The 18393-nt window shown below is 71.3% G+C and carries 17 protein-coding genes; 8 read left to right on the top strand and 9 right to left on the bottom strand.

Annotated elements, in window-relative coordinates; genetic code table 11:
• The first annotated feature begins 106 nt into the window (after nt 1-106).
• A complete protein-coding gene (locus ABH926_RS37630) occupies nt 107-829 on the top strand; it encodes a FadR/GntR family transcriptional regulator (protein ID WP_370370738.1) in 723 nt (240 codons plus the stop codon).
• A gap of 36 nt (nt 830-865) precedes the next feature.
• Here the strand turns inward: ABH926_RS37630 and ABH926_RS37625 are convergent, their stop codons facing one another.
• Complete coding sequence (locus tag ABH926_RS37625) at nt 866-1258, bottom strand: hypothetical protein (protein ID WP_370370737.1); 393 nt, start codon at nt 1256-1258, stop codon at nt 866-868.
• Nucleotides 1259-1712: 454 nt separating this feature from the next.
• Between ABH926_RS37625 and ABH926_RS37620 the strand changes: the two genes are divergently transcribed.
• Nucleotides 1713-2633: an amidohydrolase family protein gene (locus ABH926_RS37620; RefSeq protein WP_370370736.1), complete on the top strand. Its 921-nt coding sequence runs from the start codon at nt 1713-1715 to the stop codon at nt 2631-2633.
• A 41-nt stretch (nt 2634-2674) separates the two neighbouring features.
• Here ABH926_RS37620 and ABH926_RS37615 read toward each other — a convergent pair whose 3' ends face one another.
• The gene (locus ABH926_RS37615; protein WP_370370735.1) at nt 2675-3217 is read right to left on the bottom strand and encodes a DinB family protein; all 543 of its coding nucleotides are present in this window, start codon (nt 3215-3217) and stop codon (nt 2675-2677) included.
• 44 nt (nt 3218-3261) lie between these two features.
• Here ABH926_RS37615 and ABH926_RS37610 point away from each other — a divergent pair, with 44 nt between their 5' ends.
• Nucleotides 3262-4215: a 2-hydroxyacid dehydrogenase gene (locus ABH926_RS37610; RefSeq protein ID WP_370370734.1), complete on the top strand. Its 954-nt coding sequence runs from the start codon at nt 3262-3264 to the stop codon at nt 4213-4215.
• Nucleotides 4216-4330: 115 nt separating this feature from the next.
• Here ABH926_RS37610 and ABH926_RS37605 read toward each other — a convergent pair whose 3' ends face one another.
• Nucleotides 4331-5455: an SGNH/GDSL hydrolase family protein gene (locus ABH926_RS37605; RefSeq protein WP_370370733.1), complete on the bottom strand. Its 1125-nt coding sequence runs from the start codon at nt 5453-5455 to the stop codon at nt 4331-4333.
• Between the two features lie 236 nt (nt 5456-5691).
• Nucleotides 5692-7917, bottom strand: a complete 2226-nt coding sequence (locus ABH926_RS37600) for an MMPL family transporter (protein ID WP_370370732.1) — start codon at nt 7915-7917, stop codon at nt 5692-5694.
• Nucleotides 7918-8030: 113 nt separating this feature from the next.
• Between ABH926_RS37600 and ABH926_RS37595 the strand changes: the two genes are divergently transcribed.
• Nucleotides 8031-8687, top strand: a complete 657-nt coding sequence (locus ABH926_RS37595; protein WP_370370731.1) for a TetR/AcrR family transcriptional regulator — start codon at nt 8031-8033, stop codon at nt 8685-8687.
• A gap of 306 nt (nt 8688-8993) precedes the next feature.
• Entirely contained in the window at nt 8994-9488 is a 495-nt protein-coding gene (locus tag ABH926_RS37590) for a DUF3145 domain-containing protein (protein WP_370370755.1), read from the top strand.
• Nucleotides 9489-9682: 194 nt separating this feature from the next.
• Here ABH926_RS37590 and ABH926_RS37585 read toward each other — a convergent pair whose 3' ends face one another.
• Nucleotides 9683-10636, bottom strand: a complete 954-nt coding sequence (locus ABH926_RS37585) for a nitrilase family protein (protein WP_370370730.1) — start codon at nt 10634-10636, stop codon at nt 9683-9685.
• A gap of 61 nt (nt 10637-10697) precedes the next feature.
• Here ABH926_RS37585 and ABH926_RS37580 point away from each other — a divergent pair, with 61 nt between their 5' ends.
• Nucleotides 10698-11576 (top strand): LysR family transcriptional regulator, encoded by an 879-nt coding sequence (locus ABH926_RS37580; protein WP_370370729.1) that lies wholly within the window; start codon nt 10698-10700, stop codon nt 11574-11576.
• A 139-nt stretch (nt 11577-11715) separates the two neighbouring features.
• Here ABH926_RS37580 and ABH926_RS37575 read toward each other — a convergent pair whose 3' ends face one another.
• Complete coding sequence (locus tag ABH926_RS37575; protein WP_370370728.1) at nt 11716-12696, bottom strand: DUF5937 family protein; 981 nt, start codon at nt 12694-12696, stop codon at nt 11716-11718.
• Nucleotides 12697-12816: 120 nt separating this feature from the next.
• Between ABH926_RS37575 and ABH926_RS37570 the strand changes: the two genes are divergently transcribed.
• Nucleotides 12817-13320, top strand: a complete 504-nt coding sequence (locus ABH926_RS37570) for a tetratricopeptide repeat protein (protein WP_370370727.1) — start codon at nt 12817-12819, stop codon at nt 13318-13320.
• 21 nt (nt 13321-13341) lie between these two features.
• Nucleotides 13342-14373 carry a hypothetical protein gene (locus ABH926_RS37565; RefSeq protein ID WP_370370726.1) on the top strand — a complete coding sequence of 344 codons (1032 nt, stop codon included), beginning with the start codon at nt 13342-13344 and terminating at the stop codon, nt 14371-14373.
• Between the two features lie 3 nt (nt 14374-14376).
• Here ABH926_RS37565 and ABH926_RS37560 read toward each other — a convergent pair whose 3' ends face one another.
• From ABH926_RS37560 to fabF, 3 genes are all read right to left on the bottom strand, one after another.
• Nucleotides 14377-15537, bottom strand: coding sequence for a hypothetical protein (locus ABH926_RS37560; RefSeq protein WP_370370725.1), 1161 nt, complete (start codon nt 15535-15537; stop codon nt 14377-14379).
• A gap of 121 nt (nt 15538-15658) precedes the next feature.
• Nucleotides 15659-17116 (bottom strand): acyl-CoA carboxylase subunit beta, encoded by a 1458-nt coding sequence (locus ABH926_RS37555; protein WP_370370724.1) that lies wholly within the window; start codon nt 17114-17116, stop codon nt 15659-15661.
• A gap of 17 nt (nt 17117-17133) precedes the next feature.
• Entirely contained in the window at nt 17134-18378 is a 1245-nt protein-coding gene (gene fabF / locus ABH926_RS37550; RefSeq protein ID WP_370370723.1) for a beta-ketoacyl-ACP synthase II, read from the bottom strand.
• Between the last annotated feature and the right edge of the window lie 15 nt (nt 18379-18393).

The raw sequence follows: 18393 nt of genomic DNA, 5'->3' as shown, positions 1-18393 counted from the left end.
AAGAGGTGGTGACAGTTCCGTAATATGAAGGGGCTGCCTGCCGATGGCACGATGATGGTCTGGCACCGTCAGGCCACAGAACGTCACGCCACAGAAGGAAGAACGCATGCCGGAGTTGGGCAAAGGACTGGCCGGCAGGGTCGCCGACGACCTGGGCCACGCCATCGCCGGCGGCCGCCACGCCCCCGGCGAGGTACTGCGCACCGACGACCTCGCGGAAGCCTTCGGCGTCAGCCGCACCGTGATCCGCGAGGCGGTGCAGGCACTCCAGGCCAAGCGGCTGCTGCGAAGTTCACCGCGCGTAGGCCTGACGGTACGGCCGGTGCACGAATGGCACCTCTACGACCCGGACGTGATCCGCTGGCGCCTCGCCGGCAACGAGCGCACGGCAGTCCTCGACGAGCTGACGGAGCTCCGCGCCGCGGTCGAGCCGACCGCGGCCGCCGCGGCGGCGCGTCAGGCGGACCGCCAGAAGCGGACCAAGCTGCTGGAGAGCTCGGCCCGCATGCGCGCGGCGGCCGCGGAGGGGGACCGGACCTCGTTCCTTGAGGCGGACGTCGACTTCCACCGGCTGGTGCTCGGTATGTGCGGGAATCCCCTTTTCGCGCAACTGGCCCCGGTGACCGAGGAACTGCTGCGAGGCCGCGCGGCCCTGAAGCTGCTGCCCACCGCCCCCGACCCCGCCGACGCCGACCGGCACGACGCGGTCGCGGTGGCGGTGGCCGCCGGGGACCCGGAGCGCGCGGAGGTCGCGATGCGGGCGGTGGTGGCGGAGTCGTTGGCGGACATCCACATGCGGCTGGATGGTCGGCTTCCTACGACGCCGTAGTTCAGTTCACTAGCAGCTACGGCAGTACCCCAGCAGCTACGGCAGTTCGCGCTTTCCCTGATCGCGGCGGGCCCGGGCTTCCTTCTTCTGCTGCTTGGCCATCTCGGCGAGCTCGTCGAGCTTGGCCCGTTCGTCCTTGGTGGGCCGGCTGTACCGGGGTGCGTCGAACGTCGGCTTCTCAGGGCCCGGCACGCCGGGGTGCCGGTGCGCCGCCTGGGCCTTCTCCGGCTCGTCGGCGCGCGGTTCGCGGCCCAGCAGGTCGGTGAAGCAGGCCAGGACCGCCTCGACCAGGCCGGCGCCGTACTCGGTGCCAGCCAGGCGGTGCAGTCCGTCCCACTTGAAGCCGGCCTTCTTCAAGGCCCGCTTCTGGAAGAACGACATGCCCTCCAGTACTGCGACGACTTCCTCGGGCGGCATTGGCGTCTCCATGACTCGATCCTAGGCCTGAGTAGCCCGGGCGCCAGATCCGAGTACCTGGACGGGTATTGGCGTGTCGCTGTCCGGCGTGCGGTTTGGTGCTGGTCGGTGAGGCTGCCGCGCGGCTTTGGGCGGTAAATCAGGGTATTGTGGCACTCGCTGCGGAACGTGCCGGGCTGCTTAGTGCGCGCCCGCCGGAGAAGTCGGCCGTGGTGGCGCTAATAACAGGCCCTTCGGTCTGCCCACTGGCCGTCATCGGCACGATCGCCGGTCGTCGCTTCGATCCGATCTGGCTCAGTCTCCTAGCCGGCGGTGTCGCGGCGGCTTGATCGCGTCGTTCGGAGTGGTTGGGGACAGGACCGCCCGCGACGGTACACCCCCGGCCGCCGGGCTCCTCCTCGCCGCCGGCCACCTGCGATACCCTGCGCGCGCTCGGCCGCAAGTTCGGCGGGCTACGGTAGCTGTCGTGGCAGACACTGATCTTGAGTCAGGGGCGGCGGATCCGACGGCGGACCAGGCGGCGGAGTCCGCGGAGGTCCGGCGCTTCTGGCAGGACTTGGGCCTGCCGGGCCTGATCGACGTCCACACCCACTTCATGCCGCACCGCCTCCTGGCGCGGATCCAGGCCTACTTCGACGCCGCCGGTCCGCTGATCGGCCGCGAATGGCCGATCCGCTACCGGCAGGACGAGCAGCGGCGGCTGGAGATCCTGCGCGGCTTCGGGGTGCTGGCCTTCACGTCCTTGGCCTATCCGCACAAGGCGGACATGGCCGCGAGTCTGAACGCCTGGACCGCCGACTTCGCGGCGCGCACGCCGGACTGCCTGCACAGCGCGACCTTCTTCCCCGAACCCGAGGCGGCGTCGTACGTCCCGGCGGCGATCGCGGCCGGGGCCCGGGTGTTCAAGGCGCACGTCCAGGTCGGCGGCTACGACCCCGCCGATCCGCTGCTGGTCCCGGTGTGGGGCGCGCTGGCCGAGGCGGGGATCCCGGTGATCGTCCACTGCGGCTCGGGGCCCGTGGCGACCCGGTACACCGGGCCGGAGCCGATGGCGCGGGTGCTGGCCAGGCATCCGGCGCTGCGGCTGGTCGTCGCGCACTTCGGGCTGCCCGAGTACGTCGGGTTCCTCGATCTGGCCGAGCGGTACGACGGCGTCCTGTTCGACACGACGATGGCCTTCACCGACTTCTTCGGACAGGTGGAGCTGCCAGACCGGGAACGTAAGCGGATCGCGGAGTTCGAGGAGCGGATCCTGTTCGGCAGCGACTTCCCGAACATCCCCTACAGCTACACAGGCGCGCTGGAAGCCTTGTCCCGACTCGATTTCGGCGACGGCTGGCTCCGCGCCGTGTGCCACGGGAACGCGGCGCGGATCTTCGGGGTGTGAGGGGCCGAGCCGATGTGGGAGGCCGAGCCGATGTGAGGGCCTCAGCCCTCGTGGCGGCGGCCGGTCACGTCCCAGAGGTGGTGGATCGGGTCGTGGACGAAGTAGCGGGCCAGCGACTCGATCGTGAAGTCGGAGCCGTCGCCGCGGTGGCCGGTGCGCTCCCACTGGTCGGCGGACACCGTCTCGAAGCGGGCGGCGATCGCCTCGGTGGTGTCGAGGACCTCTGCGAAGACCTTGTCGGGGTCCTGCGCGTGGTACTCGTCCTCCACCGCCGTCGTGTCCTGGTCCCAGTTCGGGTACTCGGGGTCGTCCTCGTTCAGCATGAGCTCGACGCGGAGCAGGTACACCTTGTTGCAGTCGCGGACGTGGCAGGCGTACTCCAGCGGCGACCACTTGGCCGGCTCCGGACGCGTGCGCACGGCCTCGGCGCCGGTGTCGGCGAAGTACCGGCGCCAGGCCTCGGCGTTGGCGCGCAGCAGGATCGGGATCTCCTCGCGGGCGATGGCGCCCGCCGCGAAGCCGCACTCCGGGCAGGGGCGCTCGAGCACCCAGGTCCAGTTCTTGGTGTCCGGTGTGATGGTCATGGCGTCACCCTAGTGGCGCCGGGGCGATCGGTAGAGTGCCTTCCATGCCGCAGACTAGCTCGCGCCGGGTGTGGGTCCCCTTCGGACAGTCGGCGAAGGACGTCCCCGACGGATTGGCGGCGGACGTGTTCACCGGTCAGGACCTCGACGAGCCCGGTGGCGTCCCGGACTCGATCGACGAGGTCGAGTTCTTCGTGTTGCCGTACATGTTCGTCAACGCGCACCCCGAGTTCATGGCGCGGATGCCGAAGCTGAAGGTGGCGCAGACGCTGACGGCCGGGTACGAGAACGTGCTGCCGTACGTCCCCGACGGCGTGACGCTGTGCAACGCCCGCGGCCTGCACGACGCCTCGACGGCGGAGCTGGCGCTGACACTGACCCTGTCGGCGCTGCGCGGGATCCCGCGCTACGTGCGCCAGGCCGAGCACGGCGAGTGGCGGCCGACCTACCAGGCTGACCCGAACGCGGTCGACGACGCCCTGGCCGACAAGACGGTCCTGATCCTCGGCTACGGCTCGATCGGCGCGGCGATCGAACGCCGCCTGGCCGGCTTCGAGGTCGAGGTCATCCGCGTTGCGCGCACCGCCCGCGAGGGGGTGCACGCGTTCACAGAGATCGACGCGCTGCTCCCGCAGGCCGACGTGGTGATCGCGATGGTCCCGGCCACCGACCAGACCCGCGGCATGATCGACGCCCGCTTCCTGGCGCGGATGAAGGACGGTGCGCTGCTGGTCAACGTGGCGCGCGGGGTGGTGGTGCGCACCGAGGCGCTGATGGCGGAGTGCGCCTCGGGACGGCTGCGCGCGGCGCTGGACGTGACCGACCCCGAGCCGCTGCCGGCGGACCACCCGCTGTGGCAGACGCCGAACGTGCTGATCACGCCACACGTCGGCGGGGCGTCGACGGCGTTCCTGCCCCGGGCGCTGCGGTTGATCGATTCGCAGCTGCGGCGGTTCGCGGCGGGGGAGGACCTGGCGAACGTGGTGCGGGCGGGGTGATGGTGGTCTGCGGGCCGGCGCAAGGCCCCTGGTGGCTCGGTCGTGGAGCTGCACGGTCGTGGAGCTGGCAGATGCCCGCGAGCCACACCGGAGGCCTTGCGCCTGCTGGCGAATCTCAGCTGCCGAAGGCGAGCGTGGCCGGCGTCAGCCCCGCGTTCTCGAAGGCCTGATACGCCTGCGCGGCCTGGTTCTGTGCGCCGTAGTAGTTCGGGTGGACGAACGTGCATGCCTCACCCGCGACGAACGGCACCCCGGCAGGAAGCGAGTTCTCGACCTCGTCGCGCTCTGCGCAGTGGTACTCCGGCTTCGCCGGCTTGGCGACGCCGGGAGGCAGGACCAGCTTGTCGAAGATCCCGTACATCCACTTGTCCGGGTTCGGCGGCTGGTTGGCGCTACCGGAGGGCAGGCAGGCTCCGTGGGCGACGCTGGAGGTGTAGGTGTCCACGTAGGTGGCCCCGGCTGTCTGCGCGGCGTTCTCGACCTCGAAGTTGAGAGCCTGCTCGATCTCGTCGAACCACGGCGCGTCCTCCTTCAGCATGGGGCCGAGCTTGTAGAAGTTGGGGATGCCGAGGATCTCCCGCGTGCACTGGCTCTGGATCGGTGCTCCGGCGACCGCGGGGTAGCCCATGACGAACACCTTGGCGTGCGGGGCGTGCTCCTTGATGGCCGTCATGGTGGCGGCCAGGCCGGCCCGCAGAGTCCGCCATCCCGCGTCGAGTTCGGGCTTCCCTTCACCGGTCTCGAAGTAGGGCTGGCACCGCTTGTTCTCGCTTCCCAGCTCCATGCACTTGGTCATGATCGGGCCGAATCCGAGGTCGTTGCCGCCGATGCCGACGGTGACGATGTCCGTGTCGGCGGTCACCGCGTCGATCTGCGGCGGGCGTGCCGGCCATCCTCCGTCCGGGGCGCCGTTGAAGGGCGGGCCGAGCAGGAGGGTCTGCTTGCCGAGGATGCCGGCTTCGGCGGTCGCGGCGCCGCACGTGACATCGGTCAACTGGACCCAGTCCGGGCTCTGCGTGTTCAAGCGGGTGGCCAGTTGCTGTTCCCAGTTGCGCCCGGATCGGCCGCAGCCGTCCGACTCACCAGGGTTCTGCCACGGCGGGACCGCGACGTCCGCCATGTAGGAGTCGCCCAGGGCCGCCCACTTCAGCGGCTTGTTCTGCTGTGCCGCGGCGCCGTGCACCGTCAGGACGGCCAGGCATCCGGCTGCCAGGGCGGTGGCGGCTGTGCGGAGGGTCATTTTTCGCAGCATCGACATCATTCCTTCACCTGAGGAGTGATCACGTGATCACCGGCGAAAGAGTAATGTCGTGAAGTGCGGATATTCCGTTCACGTGCAAGTATGCCAGGGTGTTTCACTCGTGAGTGTTACTTGTATGCATAGAACCGCAATTGTGCGTCCCCTGACGAAAGCGCGTGCCACGGATCCTGAGTCGCATCCGTGGCACGCGCTCCCCCTCCGGCCAGCGCGGAGTATCAAGCCTCCGCGTGGGACGACCCGACCAACTGCGGGGACCGCTCCTCGGTGCCGTCCCCGGCGTCCTCGCTGACCCCGAACCGGTCGTGCAGCCGCCGCAGCGGGCCCGGCGCCCACCAGGCGCCGCGCCCCAGCACCCGCATCGCGGCCGGCACCAGGATGCCGCGGATCAGCAGCGCGTCGATCAGGATCGCCACGCCGCAGCCCAGGCCGAAGAACTGCAGGAAGCTCACTGAGGCGGTGCCGAAGGCGAAGAAGCTCACCGCCAGCAGGCCCGCCGCCGTGGAGACGATGCGGCCGGTGCGGGCCAGGCCCTCGCTCACCGAGTGGCGCAGGTCCGCGCCCTGGGCGTGGAGTTCCTTGATGCGGCTGGTGAGGAAGACCTCGTAGTCCATCGACAGGCCGAAGGCGATGCAGAACAGCAGGACCGTCATCGCCGTGTCCATCGGGCGCGGGGTGAAGCCGAGCACGCCGGACAGGTGGCCCTGCTGGAAGATCCAGACCATCGTGCCGATCGAGGCCGACAGGCCCAGGGTGTTCAGGAGCAGGGCCCGCAGCGGCTGGGTGACGCTGCCGGTGAACAGGAACAGCACGATGAACGTGGTCAGTACCACCCAGGCGATCGCGTAGGGCAGGCGGGCCGTGATCCCGTGCTCGGAGTCGATGAGCCGCGCCGTGTCGCCGCCGATCAGCGTCGAGGTGCCGGCCGGGCCGGGGACCGCGCGGGCGTCGCGGACCAGCTGCTCGGCCGCCGCCGAGTGGCCGTCGGCCGCCGTGAACACCGTCAGGCGCTGGGCGGAGGCCGTCGCCATGCCGGTGTCGGAGGGGCCGATGCCCAGGGACGTGCCGTGCTCGTACGAGCCGGCGCTGCTGTCCACGCGCACCGCGCCGGGCAGCGTGGACAGCTTCGCGGCGTAGGTGGCGACCGATGACGTGTCGGCCGGCCCGGTCGTGACGACCTGCACCGCCGTCGCCTGGTTGCCCTGGAAGTCGTTGTGCAGGGCGTCGGCGGCCTGGCGGGCCGGTGCGCTGGTCGGCAGGACCGTCTCGTCCGGCGTCCCGAAGGACGCGCCGAACAGGGGCGCTGCCAGGAATGCCAGGACCGCCACCACCGGCAGCGCCATCAGGGCCGGCCGCTTCATCACCGCGGAGGCCAGGCGGCCCCAGGCCGGCGCGGCCGAGCCCTGCTGGGCCTTGCGGGCCCAGGGCAGACGTCCGGCGTTGACACGGGTGCCCAGCGCGGCCAGCAGCGCCGGCATGATGATCAGCGCGCTGCCGGCGGCGATCGCGACCACGCCGATGCCGGCGTAGGCGAACGAGCGCAGGAAGTAGAACGGGAACACCAGCAGGGCGGCCAGGGCGGCGGCGACCGTCAGCGCCGAGAAGGCGATGGTGCGACCGGCGGTGCGCATCGTGCCCAGGACCGCGTCGGGCACGCTCGTGCCCTGGGACAGGTACTCGCGGAAGCGGGCGACCATCAGCAGCGCGTAGTCGATGCCCAGGCCCAGGCCCAGGGCGGTGGTCAGGTTGATGGCGAAGACCGAGACGTCGGTGAGCCGGCCCAGGATCGCCAGTTCGGCGAAGGTGCCCAGGATCGCGACCAGGCCGATCGCCAGCGGCAGCAGTGCCGCGACCAGGCTGCCGAAGGCCAGGACCAGCAGGACCAGGGTCAGCGGGATGGCGATGGACTCGGCCGCGGCCAGGTCCTTGGTGACCTGGCTGGTGACGTTGTGGTTGACCGCCGCCTCGCCGCCGGCCTGGACCGTCACCGCGGCGTTGTCCTTGACGTAGCCGCTGAGCAGGCGGTCTGTGGTCTTGCCGACGGTGGTGTCGTCGCCGAGGACGCGGACCAGGACCATCGCGGAGTGCCCGTCGGTGGAGCGCAGGGACGGGCTGTGGGTGGCGAAGTACGACACGACGTTGCTCACGCCGTGGTCCGCCGACAGCTCCTGGGTCAGCGTCTGGCCGGCCTGGGCGGCGGTGCCCTGGTCGATGCCGCCGGTGCGGGCGCCGACCACCAGGATCAGGTTCGCCTGGCCGCCGAACTGGGCGTCGATGGTCTGCTGCGACTTCCAGGACTGGGAGCCGGTGTCGTCGAAGCCGCCGGACTTCAGCACGCCGAACGCGCCGACCCCGACCGCGACCATCGCCACCAGCAGCAAAGAGGCGGCGATCAGCACGGCTCTGGGCCGCCCGACCGCGAGTCTTCCGATTCTTCCGAGCATGGCTGTGGAGCCCCCTCATGTGTCGGACCTGGGCGCCGGCCTTCAAGTTGACGCCGTTAACATCAACCATGCCGGTCATTGTTAACGGTGTCAACATGAGGCACGATGAACAGGTGAGCACGCCCAAGACCGCCTCCCGGACCCGCTACCACCACGGCGATTTGCGCAACGCGATGATGGAGTCGGCGGTGGAGTTGGCCCGGACCGGGGGACCGGAGGCGGTGGTGCTGCGCGAGGTGGCGCGGCGGGTCGGGGTCTCGGCGACCGCGGCGTACCGGCACTTCTCCGACGCCGACGCGCTGCTCGACGAGGTGAAGAAGAGCGCGCTGGCGGACCTGGCCGCCGCGCTGGAGGCCGCGACCTGCGCGGTGCCGGACGACGGCGACCCCGGCGACGTCGCGGTGGCCCGGCTGCGCGCCTCGGCGAACGCCTACATCGACTTCGCGATCGACCAGGCCGGACTGTTCATGACCGCCTTCTGCCGCACCACGGTGCCCGGCGGGGAGCACCAGGAGTACGAGGGCGAGCCGTTCGACCAGACCGAGGCCTTCCTGGCCCTGGGCCGGCTGCTGGACCAGGTGGTCGCGACCGGGCGGATGCCCGCCGAGCGGCGCCCCGGCGCGGACATCGCGGCCTGGTCGGTGGTGCACGGCTTCGCGCTGCTGCTGGTCGGCGGGCCGCTGGAGCGCCACCTGTCGGAGGCGGACCAGGAGTTCGTGCGGGACCGGACGCTGGACGTCGTGATCCGGGGGCTGACGGCGGGGCGGTGAGGGGAAACCCCGAACCACGGCCTGACAATCGGACTATCGACCCATGTCAGGGGTGATATCTCCGAGTTCTCAGGGTATGTCCGGCTTGGCGGTTCACCCGGTTGGCGGCCTGTGCGAAGGTTGTCCTTACGCCTAGAGTGCAAGAGCACTAAGACAACTGGTGCCGCGCCCGGAGCGTGCGGCACAATAAAGGCCGCTGACATGGGGCTCCACGGGTCGTGGTGCGGGCAAGGCCGCTGGGGAAGGCGAACCTCGCCGCAGCACAGCCAGGAGGTCCCGATGACGGCACAGTCGGCAAACAAGACAGTGACAACAAGCGGAGTCCTCTACATCCACTCCGCTCCACGCGCCCTCTGCCCCCACATCGAGTGGGCGGTGGCGAGCGTACTCGGCGTGCGCGTCAGCCTGGACTGGACGCACCAGCCGGCCGAACCGCACATGTGGCGGGCCGAGCTGTCCTGGCGCGGGCAGGCCGGGACCGCGGCGCGCATCACCTCGCAGCTGCGGGGCTGGCAGCAGCTGCGCTTCGAGGCCACCGAGGACTCCTCCGACGGGTCCGAGGGCGAGCGCTACTGCTCCACGCCCACGCTCGGCGTCTACCGGGCCGCCACCGGGCAGCACGGCGACATCGTCATCGCCGAGGACCGGCTGCGGGCCGCGCTGGCCCGCGCGCACCGCGGCGAGTCCACGCTGGAGCGCGAGGTCGAGGCGCTGCTCGGCAAGCCGTGGGACGACGAGCTGGAGCCCTTCCGGTACGCGGGCGAGGGGGCGCCGGTGCGGTGGTTGCATCAGGTCGGGTGATGCCCGGCGGGACCGACCAGGCGGCTTGATCGCGGGCGCGTTCACCCACACGAGTGGTCTTCGGCGGCTGATTTCGATGGCTGATTCCGATGACCGGATCTCTGGCGATGACCGATGACCGATGACCGATGACCGGCGGCAGATAGCCGATGATCGGATCAGGTGATCCGCGGCGCCCGGTTCAGCTGGTGTGCTCAGCTGAACCGCGCCGTCCGCGCGTCGACCTCGTTCCCGTACTCCGCCGTCAGCGGCCGGTACAGCTCCGGGCGCCGGGCCCGCAGCCAGCGCCGGCCGGTCGCGTCCGGGACCAGGTCCAGGTCCAGGTCGGCGGTGACCATGGCGTCGGCGGTGGCCCAGGACTCGGCCAGGATCCGGCCGTAGGGGTCGATGATCATCGCGTTGCCGGTGCGGACCTCGTCGTCGTCCCGGCCCACTCCGTTGCTGAAGACCACGAACAGGCCGTTGTCGTGGGCCCGGGACGGCAGCCAGCGCAGCAGCCACTCCCGGCCGTTCGGGCCGCGGAAGGCGTCCTGGACGGCGGCCGGGTCGGCGTGCCGGTTCTCCCAGACGCTCAGCGGGATGGGCTTCATGCCGTGCGGGCTCACCGAGTTCGTGCCGCCGGTCTGGTGCGGGGCCAGCAGGATCTGCGCGCCGAGCAGCGCGGTGGCGCGGACGTTCTCGACCAGGTTGTTGTCGTAGCAGATCAGGACCCCGACCCGGACGTCCCACGGCGTGTCGAACACCGTGTAGCGGCCGCCGGAGGAGATCGTCTCGTGCTCGAAGGCGTGCAGCTTGCGGTGCAGGTGCACGGTGCCGTCCGGCAGGCAGACGGCGTAGGCGTTGAACAGCCAGCCGTCGCGCTCGGTGAGCAGCCCGAAGCCGATGCCCAGGTGCAGCTCGGCGGCCAGGGCGCTGATCCGGGCGACTGCCGGGCCGTCGTCGGGCTCGGCGACTGAGTGCAGGTAGGCGGCGTCGCGCTTGGTCAGGTGCCAGTAGCCCAGCAGGGCCATCTCCGGGAACGCCACGAGCTGGACCGCGTCGGCCGCGGCGGCCCGGGCGAAGTGCTCGATCCGGGCCAGGTTGTACTCCTTGGCGCCGGGACGCGGCTCGAACTGGACGGTGGCGGCGCGAAGCATCATGCGGTCCATGCAAGCGCCGCCTGTTCGATGAGTCCAATGAATGTCGAGGCGCTGTCGATAAGCTGAGGGAATGGAAGACCGGCTGGTGCGGGCATTCGTCGCGGTCGCCGACCACGGCACGTTCGGCGCGGCGGCCCGGGCCCTGGCCGTCACCCAGCCGGCGCTGACCAAGCAGATCCAGGCCCTGGAGGCGCGGATCGGCGGCGCGGTGTTCCGGCGCGGACGCCTGGGCGCCCGGCTCACGCCGCTGGGCCGGACCCTGCTGCCCGACGCGCGCGAGGCCGTGGAGCGCCTGGACGCCTTCGAGCTGCGGGCCAAGCGCCTGACCGCGGGCGGCGCCGGACGGCTGGCGCTGGGCTTCGGGCTGTCGACGATCGACATCGCGCCCCGGGCGGTCGCCGAGTTCCGGCGCCGGCACCCGGACGTCGGCGTGACGCTGGACGACATGGCCACCGCGATCCAGCTGGAGCGGCTGCGGCGCGGGCAGTTGGACGCCGGGTTCGTGCGGCTGCCGGTGGAGCCGGACCTGTCCGTGCTCGAACTCGGCGCCGACCGGCTGATGCTGGCCGTCCCGGGCACCGTCGACACCGAGCCGGGAGTGCGGGAGCTGATCAAGCGGTACGGCATGGTCGAGCTGGTGCAGACCAAGGGCCCCGGGTTCGTCGACCAGGTCCAGTGCTATCTGGCCGCCGAGGGGATCAAGCCGCGGGTGTTGCAGCGGGCGAACGACCTGCAGACGGTGATGGCGCTGGTCGCGGCGGGCGTCGGAGTCGCGCTGGTGTCGGCCCGGGCGCCGGTCGTGGTGGCGCCCGAGCGGATCCGCTGGGTGCCGATCGACCACGAGGCGGCACGATGGCGGGTCGGGGTGGTGTGGGGCGGCGGCGAGCCGGCGCTGGCGCTGGCGGCTTTCCTGGAGGTCACCCGGGAGCTGGCAGCCGGCGGCTGGTGAAAACTGCCGCGAGAAATGCCGCAAGAAAGCTGTAGTGCCGGGTTGCCTCGGCACGCTGGAGTCGCCGGGTTCTACGAGCGATTGCTGGCGCGAGGCTATGCCTTGGCAGACCTCCGGCTGTCGGGGGAAGCCGTCGCCGTTAGTGCCCCCGCACCACCCGGTCGCCCAGGTCGGTGCGCCGGTACCGGATCTCGTGCCGGTGCCGCTCGCCGACGACCATGCCCGCCTCGCGCAGCACCGACAGGTGCTCCGAGACGGTGCCGAGGGCGAGCGCGTGCCGGTGCGCCAGGCGGCTGGTGGACTCCGGTTCCTCCAGGCCGGTGAGCAGGTGCGCGCGGGTGCGGCCGACCAGCTTGGTCAGGGCCGCCGCCGTGGTGCCGCGCCGGGGCTCGAAGGCGTTGCCCAGGCCGCGCGCCGGGTAGATGAGGGTCGGCTGCCAGGGGGCATCGGTGATGACGACGACCTCGTCCCACTTGAACACGCTGGGCATCAGGATCAGGCCGCGGCCGTCGAGGTCGTGGTGCTCGTCGCCCCCCGGGTCGCGGATCAGGGTGTCGCCGGTCCAGTGCACGGTCGGGTGCAGGTCGGCGAAAAGGGCGTCCAGGCCGCCGGCGGCCAGGCGGCGGCTCTGGTGGGCGACGTCGGCCTCCAGCAGGGCCCGGATCCGCGGCCAGCGCGGGGCGACCAGCGCGTCCCAGGCGCCCCGGATCAGCTGCGTCAGCAGGCTGAGGACCTCGGCGGGGTCGCCGAGCAGCAGCCGGCCGGCCGGGGTGTCGCGGCCGCCGGGGGTGTAGCGGAGCGCCAGCTCGATCTCGCGGCGCACGACCGGCGCCGGGGTGGCGGCGATCCGGGTCAGCTCGGCGTCGAAGTCGCCGACCGGGGCGGTCGGCGGCGGCGCGAGGAAGTCGGGGGTGTAGCCGCGGCGGGGCTGGAGCAGGACGATCGGCTCCAGGCCGAGGCCGGGCAGCGCCGCGCGGACGCTGTCCAGCCAGCGGGCGTGCGCGCCGGGGCCCTGGGAGCCGGTCGCGTCGCGGATCGCGGACAGGGTCTCGAAGGCCGGCGAGACCGCGAACCGGCATCGGGCCAGGTCGGCGGGGCCGAAGCCGAGGCTGATGGCCATCTGGGGGCCTTCCGGGGACGCTGAGTCCTTCGGCGGTGGCCGAAAGACTTTCGATGATCGTAGCGTCTCGGCAAGATCTTCCCCGCAAGGCAGATCATTCTCACCTGGAGGGGAATTCCCATGACCGCCGACCTGAAGGCCGACGTCAACCGCCGTGTCGCCGCCCTGTTCGCCGCGATCGACGACTACGACGAGGAGAAGTTCCTCGCCGAGGTCGACGCGCTGGCCGCCGAGCTGCCCGAGGGCGACGCCGACGCGATCTTCCACCGGGGATCCGCGCGCGACAGCTGGGGCCACTCGGATCTCGCCGTGCCGATGTATGCCGAGGCACTGAAGATCGGCGGATTGACCGGGGAGAACCGGCGGCGGGCCGTCATCCAGATGTCGAGCTCGCTGCGGAACATCGGGCGGGTCGAGGACGCGCTGGCGACGCTGCTCGATGAGAAGGAGACCGGCGGCGAGGACCACCTGTCTGACGCGCTGGACTGCACGATCGCGCTGTGCCTGTCGACCCTCGGCCGCGACCGCGAGGGGCTGTCGCTGGTGCTGGTCGCCCTGGCCAAGCACCTGCCGCGCTACAACCGGTCGATGGCGAACTATGGCAGGGTCCTGCTTGAGGGCTAGCTTCTACGGCAGGATGACTGCATGTTGATGAAGCGGCATCCCGCCAACCCGATCCTGCGCCGCAACCCCGACCAGCCCTGGGAGGCCGGCTCGGTGCTCAACGGCACGGTCGTCCGAGGCGCGGACGGTGTCATCCACATGCTGTACCGCGCCACCAACGGAGTGAGCTTCAGTACGGCGGGGGAGTACGTGTCCTCCATCGGCATCGCCGACAGCACCGACGGCGTGACCTTCGTGCGCCGCCCTGAGCCGCTGATCGCCCCGGACCAGCCCTACGAGCAGGGCCTGGGCTGCGAGGACCCGCGCGTGGTGTTCCTCGACGGCGAGTACTACATCTACTACACCGCCGTCGAGGGCACGCCGCCGGACATCAAGGTCCGCATCGCTCTGGCGACCACGCCCGACCTGCGCGCCGAGACCGTCACCAAGCACGGCGTCGTCGGCCCGCAGGGGGCGCCGTCGAAGGCCGCGACACTGCTGCCCGAGCCGATCGACGGCAAGTACGTCTGGTACTTCACCTGGTGCTCCGACACCCCCGGCGCGGCGATCCTGCACACGGTCTTCGACGACCTGGACGCGGTGAAGAACCCGCCGCCCGGTCACGTCGCCGCCGCGGTCGGCGACTACGACACCTCGGCGGTCCTGATCCCCGGCGACCGCGCCGAACTGGTGAAGAAGCGCGTCCGCCGCGGCCCGGAACTCGGCGCCCCGCCGATCCGCACCGAGGACGGCTGGCTGTTCTTCTACTGCAACTCCGACAGCGAGGAGGAGCCGGAGTGGCAGATCAGCGCAGCGCTGCTGGACCTGGCAGAGCCCTGGAAGGTGATCGCGCGCACGCCCGCCCCGCTCCTGACGCCGCAGACCGAGTCGGAGCTGACCGGGATCGTGAACCGGGTGACGTTCCCCGCCGGCGCGCTCGTCATCGACGGGGTGGTGCACTTGTATTACGGGAGCGGGGATCAGGGGATCTGCCTGGCTACGTGTGAGCTCGACGCGTTGCTGGAGCATGTGAAGACGTTCCCGGTGAAGTGCGACGGGCCCTGCGTGGGGTGAGCCTCACCGCTCGACGAGGTCCAGGGCCGCCCCGAAGTCGGCGGTGGCCCCTGCGAAATCCTGACAGGTCGCCCGGTACTGCGCGCGGTCCAGCAAGGCGCGGGCCAGCAGTTCCGGGGCGGCCTCTGATCCGCCTCGCGCGGCCTGCTCGGCGAGGTACACACCTTCGTCGAAGGGTTCTGCCAGGCGGTGGCGGGTGCGGTACTCCATGAGCGCGGAGGCGAGCCTGACCAGGGCACGGCGATGGCGGATCACGCGATCCGGACCGTGGGGCAGCGCGGAGGCCTCGGCGAGGAGACGCTCGGCTTCGGCATGGAAGCGGAGACGCAGACCGGGTGACCACCAGTAGCTGCCGTAGGAGTGGTCGGGCTCGCCGGTACTGCGCTGTGGCTCGTCGGCTCGGGTCGAGCAGACGAGGAAGTGCTTGAAGTAGAAACCTCGGAACGACAGAACCCGCCCGTCATCGCCGTGCTCCGGCAGGTTTGAGAGAGCCGCGGCGGCTTGGTGCATCGTGGCGATCCGGGCGTCATGGTTCCCCGCAACCTGGTGGATGCGGGCCAGATGGACCAGACCGCACGGGTCCGGGCGGCGCTCGGACCTGCTTTCGAGAAGCACGGAGAAGACCGCCACCGCCTCGTCGAAGCGTCCCAGCGCTTCGAGTGCGTCTGTCAGAGCGAGGACCGTCCAGGGCAGGCCCGCCGAATAGCTCAGCGTCCGCTCGAACTCGAACGCCTCGTACCAGAGCTCGACGGCTTCCGCGCGCCGCCCCGATTCCTCCAGGGCCGTGGCCCACCCGTCCAGGTCGGTGTCGATTCGGGAGCCTGGATGCCGCTCCAGTCTCGACTGCAGGCCGCGATAGCGTTCCAGCTCTGCGAAGACGTCCATGGCCTCGGGCCACCGGCCCTGGGCCTGGAGCCACGCGGCGTGGCGACTGATGGCGTTGATCACCAATCCGGGCCACGTGGGCTCGGTCTCCTTGATCCGCCGGGCGGCGTCCACGGCCTCTTCCAGGAGCGGCAGCTGGAGATCGGGGTGGTCGCGGAAGAAATGGGAATGGCGCAGGAGCTTTTCGACCAGCTGCGTCGTGTACGAGTCCGGAAAGGCCTGCGCCATGATCCGCGCGGCGTTCACCGTTTTGTCGTTGACCGCGCCACGCGCACTCATCAGGATCCCGCGCGCGGAGTCGATCCTGATGGCGTCCGGCTGTCCCCCCACAAACACCCCCGAAACGAATCAGCCCTCGACCAGCGCGAGAGCGCGAAGCCGAGGGCTGACCCTACAACAGCTACAGCGGGATGTTCCCATGCTGCCCGCGCACCAGCACACCCCCGCCGAGCCCGCCCGGCGCCGCGGCGATGGCCGCCGCGATCGCGCTGCGCGAAGCGCCCGGTTCCACGACCTCGTCGACCACGCCGATCTCGATGGCGCGCTGGACGCCGCCGGAGACCAGTTCGTGCTCCGCGGCGAGTTCCTGCTCCATCTGGGCCCTGATGTCGTCGCTGACCTCGGCGAGTTTGCGGCGGTGGATGATGCGGACCGCGGCCACCGCGCCCATGACCGCGACTTCGGCGGTGGGCCAGGCGTAGACCTTGGTGGCGCCCAGGGCGCGGGAGTTCATCGCGATGTAGGCGCCGCCGTAGGTCTTGCGGGTCACCAGGGTGACGCGCGGGACCACGCACTCGGCGAAGGCGTGCAGGAGCTTGGCGCCGCGGCGGACCACGCCGTCCCACTCCTGGCCGACGCCGGGCAGGTAGCCCGGGACGTCCACCAGGACGATCAGCGGGACGCCGAAGGCGTCGCACATGCGGACGAAGCGTGCCGCCTTCTCCGCCGAGGCCGAGTCCAGGCAGCCGCCCAGGCGCAGCGGGTTGTTCGCGATGACGCCGACCGTGCGGCCGCCGAAGCGCCCCAGGGCCGTCACCACGTTCGGCGCCCACTTCGGGTGCAGCTCCACGCCGGCCTTGTCGAAGACCGCGTTCACCAGCGGGTGGACGTCGTAGGCGCGCTTCGGGGAGGCCGGGAGCAGGTGCGCCAGGTCGCGGTCCTCGACCGCCGCGACGTCCAGGGTGCCCTGGTCGCCCAGCAGCGCGGCCAGCTTGCGGGCGCTGGAGTACGCCGCGTCGTCGGTGTCGGCCACCACGTGCACCACGCCGGAGCGCCGGCCGTGCGGCTCGGGGCCGCCCAGGCGCAGCGCGTCCACGTCCTCGCCGGTGACCGAGCGGACCACGTCCGGGCCGGTGACGAAGATGCGGCCGGCCGGGCCCAGGATCACGATGTCGGTCAGCGCCGGGCCGTAGGCCGCGCCGCCGGCCGCCGGTCCCAGGACCACGGAGATCTGCGGGATCTTGCCGCTGGCCCGGGTCATGGCCGCGAAGACCTGGCCCACCGCGTGCAGCGAGGCCACGCCCTCCTGCAGCCGGGCCCCGGAGGAGTGGAAGAGCGCGACGATCGGGCTGCCGGCGGCCAGGGCGTGCTCGTAGGCGGTCAGGATGACCTGGCAGCCGGTGGCGCCCATGGCTCCGGCCTGGATGGTCGCGTCCGAGGCGTAGGCGACGGTGCGGACCCCGTCGATCAGGCCCGCCGCGGCCAGGAAGCCGGAGTCGTCGACCGGTGTCAGGAGCTCCGTGGTGCCGGCGTCGAACAGCCGCTCCAGGCGGGTGACCGGGTTGCGGGGGTCGTCCGCCCGGGAGGGCTTGGCAGGCGCCGGAATGGCCGGCGCCGCCGTTGTCTGTGTCACTGACATCGTTGTGCCTGCCGTTCTCAGACGGACCGGAAGGCCACGACCACGTTGTGCCCGCCGAACCCGAAGGAGTCGTTGAGCGCCGCGATCTGGCCCTCGGGCAGCGCCCGCGGCTTGTCGCGGACGATGTCCAGGGTGACCTCGGGGTCCAGGGTCTCGATGTTGATCGTCGGCGGGGCCTGGCGGTGGTGCAGGGCCAGGACCGTGGCCACCGACTCGATGGCGCCGGTGCCGCCGAGCAGGTGCCCGTGCATCGACTTGGTGGCCGAGATGGCGACGTCCTCGGCGGCCGAGCCCAGGATCTTGCGGAAGGCCATGATCTCGGCCAGGTCGCCGCGCGGGGTGCTGGTGGCGTGCGCGTTCAGGTGCTTGACGTCGCCGGCCGACAGGTCGGCGTCCTCCAGCGCGAAGGCCAGCGCCTCGGCCACGCCGCGGCCGTCGGGCTCGGGCTGGGCGATGTCGTGGGAGTCGGCGGAGAAGCCGACGCCGGCGGCCTCGGCGTAGACCCGGGCCCCGCGCGCGGCGGCGTGCTCGGCCGACTCCAGGACCAGGATGCCGGCACCCTCGCCGAGCACGAAGCCGTCGCGGCTGACGTCGAAGGGCCGGGAGGCGTGCTGCGGATCGTCGTTGCGCTTGGACATCGCCATCATGTTGGCGAAGGCCGCGATCGGCAGCGGGTGGATGGCCGCCTCGGTGCCGCCGGCCACCACCACGTCGGCGCGGCCGGAGCGGATCATCTCGATGGCGTGGCCGACGGCCTCGGCGCCGGTGGCGCAGGCCGACACCGGCGCGTGCACGCCGGCGCGGGCGTCGAACTCCAGGCCGACGTAAGCCGCCGGGGAGTTCGGCATGAGCATGGGGACGGTGCGCGGGCCGACCGCGCGGGGGCCCTTGTTGAGCAGGTCGTCGTAGGCGCTCAGCAGCGTGGTGACGCCGCCGATGCCCGAGCCGACCATGACGCCCAGCCGGTTCGGCTCGGCGAACTTGCCGTCGAAGCCGGCGTCCTTCCAGGCCTCGCGGGCGGCGATCAGCGCGAACTGCGCCGAGCGGTCCAGGCGCCGCATCTCGACCGGCTTCAGGTGCGCCGAGGGCTCGACGGCGACCCGGGCGGCGAAGCGCACCGGCAGCTGCTCGGCCCAGTCCTCGGTCAGATCGCGCACCCCGGAGCGTCCGGCCAGCAGCCCGTCCCAGAACGAGGCGGCGTCCCCGCCGAGCGGCGTGGTCGCACCGACCCCGGTGACGACAACAGACTTGCGAGCAGTCACGAGCCTTACCTTCTA

The organism is Catenulispora sp. GP43 (assembly GCF_041260665.1).
GTDB lineage: Bacteria > Actinomycetota > Actinomycetes > Streptomycetales > Catenulisporaceae > Catenulispora.
Note: the sequence above shows the minus strand (reverse complement) of the source record. Positions and strands in the feature narration are given on the sequence as shown.